Annotated in this window: 2 protein-coding genes, 2 rRNA genes and 1 pseudogene (1 of these 5 only partly in view); 4 read left to right on the top strand and 1 reads right to left on the bottom strand. The window is 41.5% G+C overall.

Going from position 1 to position 5,000, the window contains the following annotated elements; genetic code table 11:
- Positions 1-954, top strand: a 23S ribosomal RNA gene (locus AKL11_RS18495); it begins 2,435 nt to the left of the window's first position.
- A gap of 186 nt (positions 955-1,140) precedes the next feature.
- Positions 1,141-1,256 (top strand): 5S ribosomal RNA (gene rrf / locus AKL11_RS18490).
- A gap of 266 nt (positions 1,257-1,522) precedes the next feature.
- Here the strand turns inward: rrf and AKL11_RS18485 are convergent.
- Positions 1,523-3,856, bottom strand: a complete 2,334-nt coding sequence (locus AKL11_RS18485; RefSeq protein ID WP_067520240.1) for a hypothetical protein — start codon at positions 3,854-3,856, stop codon at positions 1,523-1,525.
- A 311-nt stretch (positions 3,857-4,167) separates the two neighbouring features.
- Here AKL11_RS18485 and AKL11_RS26335 point away from each other — a divergent pair.
- A pseudogene (locus tag AKL11_RS26335) lies at positions 4,168-4,565 on the top strand (sodium:solute symporter family transporter); the annotation flags it as partial.
- Between the two features lie 171 nt (positions 4,566-4,736).
- On the top strand, positions 4,737-5,000 hold a 264-nt coding region (locus AKL11_RS26080; RefSeq protein WP_216636818.1), incomplete at its 3' end, for a transposase.

The following is a 5,000-nucleotide window of genomic DNA, read 5'->3' as shown; positions in this document are numbered from 1 at the left end:
TAAGTTCCGACCTGCACGAATGGCGTAACGATGGCCACGCTGTCTCCACCCGAGACTCAGTGAAATTGAAATCGCTGTTAAGATGCAGCGTATCCGCGGCTAGACGGAAAGACCCCGTGAACCTTTACTATAGCTTCACAGTGGATTTTGATGTTGCTTGTGTAGGATAGGTGGGAGGCTTTGAAGCGWKGACGCYAGTTMDYGTGGAGYCAAYCTTGAAATACCACCCTGGCAATATTGGAGTTCTAACCCAGGTCCTGAAACGGGATCGGGGACATTGTGTGGTGGGTAGTTTGACTGGGGCGGTCTCCTCCCAAAGAGTAACGGAGGAGCACGAAGGTTGGCTAAGTACGGTCGGACATCGTACGGTTAGTGTAATGGCACAAGCCAGCTTGACTGCGAGAGGTACATCTCGAGCAGGTACGAAAGTAGGTCATAGTGATCCGGTGGTTCTGAATGGAAGGGCCATCGCTCAACGGATAAAAGGTACTCCGGGGATAACAGGCTGATACCGCCCAAGAGTTCACATCGACGGCGGTGTTTGGCACCTCGATGTCGGCTCATCACATCCTGGGGCTGAAGCCGGTCCCAAGGGTATGGCTGTTCGCCATTTAAAGTGGTACGCGAGCTGGGTTTAGAACGTCGTGAGACAGTTCGGTCCCTATCTGCCGTGGACGTTGGAAGTTTGAGAAGAGCTGCTCCTAGTACGAGAGGACCGGAGTGGACGGACCACTGGTGTTCGGGTTGTGTCGCCAGACGCATTGCCCGGTAGCTATGTTCGGACGGGATAACCGCTGAAAGCATCTAAGCGGGAAGCCCCCTTCAAGATGAGACTTCCCTGGGCACTAGATGCCCCTGAAGAGCCGTTAAAGACTATGACGTTGATAGGTTGGGTGTGTAAGTGCTGTGAGGCATTGAGCTAACCAATACTAATGACTCGTGCGGCTTGACCATATAACGCCAAAGCGATTTGAACACGGTTGTGAGTTACGAGTTATGAGTAACGAGGCAACAGTAAAAGCCATACGCAGTAGCAGTAGCAGTAGAGTGTAAAGCAAGAAAACAGCTTAATTTATTATGGATTCCGGAGTATGGGAAGTGAGACTCAAAACTCACAGCCCATAACTCAAACCAGTTACGCCTGACGACCATAGAAAGTTAGAACCACCTGATCCCATCCCGAACTCAGCAGTGAAATGACTTATCGCCGATGGTAGTGTGGGGCTTCCCCATGTGAGAGTAGGTCATCGCCAGGCACTAATTAGATAACCCCAATAGAGCAATCTGTTGGGGTTTTTACTGTGTGTATAAAAATAATTACTGGTATCTATCTATCGTATACACAAAAAACTGTTCTGGCTTTTAAAGGTAACTGCTCAAAATTTGGTGGTGGATTTCGCCGTGATGTCTCTGTAGCCCAGTAGAATCAAATCAATGAAGAACTTTCAGATAGTGTGTTTTTACCACCAAAAAATGAGCAGTTACCTTTTGAAGTTGCTATAATTGGCTTTTCCCTCGATTTCTAGTACCTATTTAGAGTTTTGGTAATTTTTTCTTCATCAACTGTCTTCAATTCGCATAGCTTATTTGCTAATTCTTCCACTTCATCTTGCTTTAACTTCTTGAACTTGTCGGTAAGTACTGGCTGGAGAGCTTTTATGGCCTGCTCTCTTTCTCCGTCTTTAAATGATAGACGCATTTCACCGAAGCCAGAGTCGCCATCAGTAGTACTTTCTTCCAGCTGGGCATATTTATTTAATATATTATAAACTTGGGTTTCTAAAGGGATTTTATCCAGCAAAGAAGACTGGGCTGCCAAATTAAGGGGTGAGCTTTGTCTATTAATAGGGGTGGCACTGCTCGACTCTCGTTTGTTGATATGATGTCCTGGTCGTTCATTAGTATTTGTTGGAGAAGTAAGATTAGATTTCAGTGTATGCCGGTCTTGATCTTCTTCGATAGGCCTAGGGGTGGTCTGTTGAGGTGAAACTAGAATATAATTCAGGGTTATTTTTGCTTGGTCAACAGTTTGGGAAGCTTCCAAGAGTTGCAAGCCTTTTTCATAGCCATCGAATAGAGCCTGTGTATTATGGTAAGTACCCTGATCGGACTTCATATTGAATGCGTATTGATAATATGAAATAAAGCTACTTAGAGCTTTCAGGTCAACTTTAGCTACGTTCATTGAATAATTGCCTCGCTCCTCTATCCAAGCAAGGTCTTCCGATTCGATTGATCGATCAGTCGAATCGTCGGCAATAAAAAATTCAAGGCTTCCTTCGATCTCATTACGTGGGTCAAAATAAGAAAATTGCTGATCGGCTAATTCATTAAGAGCTGGCTGTCGGGGATCAACTTGTTCGCCATAGTCAGTGCTGCTAGTGCTTACAGGGCTTGGTAGAGCTTGAGTTTCATAAGTTAAAGTTACAGTATCAAGGATCTGTTTGCCTTCTAGAAACTTTCTGAGACCTTCTGTTGTTATACCAGAAACGTCCGTATATGGCAGATCACTAAATACGTCTAGAGCCTTAATGGATAATGCGTATTTTTCAATTGCTGTCTGAGTATCAGTCGCTAACTTAACGCTTTCTTCTTTGGCAGTTTCTAACTCGTTTTGTAACGTATTCTTTGCCAAGGTAGCCTTAGTTAGCTCCTTGGATAGAGTTCCTCTCGCATCTTTTATCTTTCCTCGTTCATGTTGATAGTCAGGGGAAAGTCTTCGGAAAATTTTATGTTTGCCTAAAACACCAAGCTTTTTCTTTTCTTTAAGAACTGCTTGCTCAGTGGATTTTTTATCAACCTCTTTTTGTAGATTTAATGCTTTTGTTTTAGATTCTTCTATCTGGTCGGTTAATGAGTATATTTCATTTAACTTGTCATGATAATTCTTTACGCCATCAGGGATTTTTCCAAGTTCATTTTCTAGCGATTCCACGCATTCTTTTGTAGATTGAGTTGTTCTGTTATAAGCATTGGAGTGTGTATCTAATGTTTTTTTAATACATTTCTCTACCATAGGTGATAGCGTCTGAATTGTATCTAGGGAATTTTTAGTTTCTTTGAGGTTGCTGGGGTGAGGTTTTACTGATGTCAGGACAATACCCCAGACTTTGAAAATTAGACTGCCTAAAGCTTGCTTATTATTCTTAAAGCTTTTTTTAGAAACAGCTTCAATAGCATCAGTCCAATCAGTGGTAAATCGACACTTCGCACCCAAAGCAATATCGGCTGGAATACTCCTTATATCTGATTGTTCCATGTGGGTTTCTAGCTGCTCTACTACTCTGTCGCAACGGTGGTCTATCATTGATTGAATGTCTTTTCTAGTATCTTTATTAAGTTGGTCTTGGATATTACTGAATCTACCAGATAGTTGGCGCAGTTTATCAGGGGTTCCTGCCATTATCAGTTCATTGGAGAAATATTTTTTAATATCTTTATTGATTTGTTTTTTTAGTCCTTTTACTTTGATAAATTCATTGTTATTCTTTGTCTGATCGGTCTTGCATTCATCAACTAGCCCAAGTAGTGCTCTCTCAATTCCGGAATCAGATCCATCGTCATTTTCTTTTATAGTCAAGTGAGTGGTTGCTTTTGATAGGATTTCTGCACGCTTTTTTGCTAAATTGGTTTGAAACTCATGTTTGTTCTTTGATTGTTTAATTGATTGTGTGTTTTGAAAAAATCTTTTTACAGATCTTTCTTTGAAATTTACCGATTTGTTGATTTCTCCTTTGTGATTGAATACTGAAGTTATTTTGTTGTTTTCATCGACTCCTTTGTAATCTTGATCAGGTTTCTGTTCAGATGGTATGTTATCAAACTTGAAAGTGCTTGGTGGTAATAAAGGTTCCATTTTTATATATCCATGATTATTTTATTTTCTATCGTAGCTAATATCGTTAATTGGTTTATTGATTGGTCATTTCTATGACTTATTTAATATAGCTAAGTAGTTAATACTTTGTAATCGGATATTTAGTTTATTTGACCAGAAAGTAGTTCAAACCTTTGGTAGCCAAGCCTTAAGTCAGTGGTATCGCAAGATTTATGCTCTGAAAAATAGTCGAAAGCAAACTATCACCTACTTATCAATTTTTTAATTGAATGATCGGTGGAGACGATTTGAACTAGTTTTTATGTAGATACTTTTTAGAGAAAATTGTCATGGATGGACAACTCCGGATAACGATTACATTCCTCTGCTATTTTCTTGGCGGGCGCTCACTGTGGCCGCGGTCGGAGGCATTAAGTGCTGGTGTTTCTGATATGAGTGGCTGGCTTTTGTAGGGCTACCGGGTTTGAGGCGATCTGGCTAGGGCTATTGGGAGGAACCTGATTGAACTGGCTTCTTGTGGCTCGTCGTTTAAGAATATACAGTGTAGTTGCAAACGATTCTTTGACGCTTCCGGAATTTTTTCCAACTGGTTCTCCGATCTGAAGTATATCCTGCAACCGGTCAGTGCTGGCTTTATCCTGATTTTCTTTTTTACACCAGTTCAGGATTGGTAGCTGGCAGCAAGCTCTTTGAATCAGTTTTTGGCTTTGACTACGAGCTAGCTGTCAGATCTTTTGGGACATTCATAATCTTAATTGAGTTTAATTACAGTAAATGGTTGATTAGCTAGCAGTTTTTTGCCATCTATTTATCACCCCTCCGCACGTGCACTAGGAGGCTGACCGAGAATAGCCAAATCAGTTATGATAAACCTCAAAACCAAATATAATGATGCCAAATGTCTCCACCTCCAAAATTCAAGGATAGCCCTGTTGAGTTCAACCAGCATTTGCTGTTTCCAACCAACATCTTTGACCTGCTTCCCAGCGACCACGATTGCTTTACCTACGAACTGCTCTTTCAGAGAATCGACACTTTAGAAGTCGAAAAAAAATACCATCATCTCRGCCAGCATGCGTACCCTCCAAAGCTGATTGTCTCTATCTTAATTTACGCTTACAGCCATGGTGTTTTCAGTTCCCGGGAAATTGAACGACGATGC

The sequence above is a fragment of the Endozoicomonas ascidiicola genome, from assembly GCF_001646945.1.
In the GTDB taxonomy this organism is placed as follows: domain Bacteria; phylum Pseudomonadota; class Gammaproteobacteria; order Pseudomonadales; family Endozoicomonadaceae; genus Endozoicomonas; species Endozoicomonas ascidiicola.
This window is presented reverse-complemented; position numbering and strand designations above follow the sequence as displayed.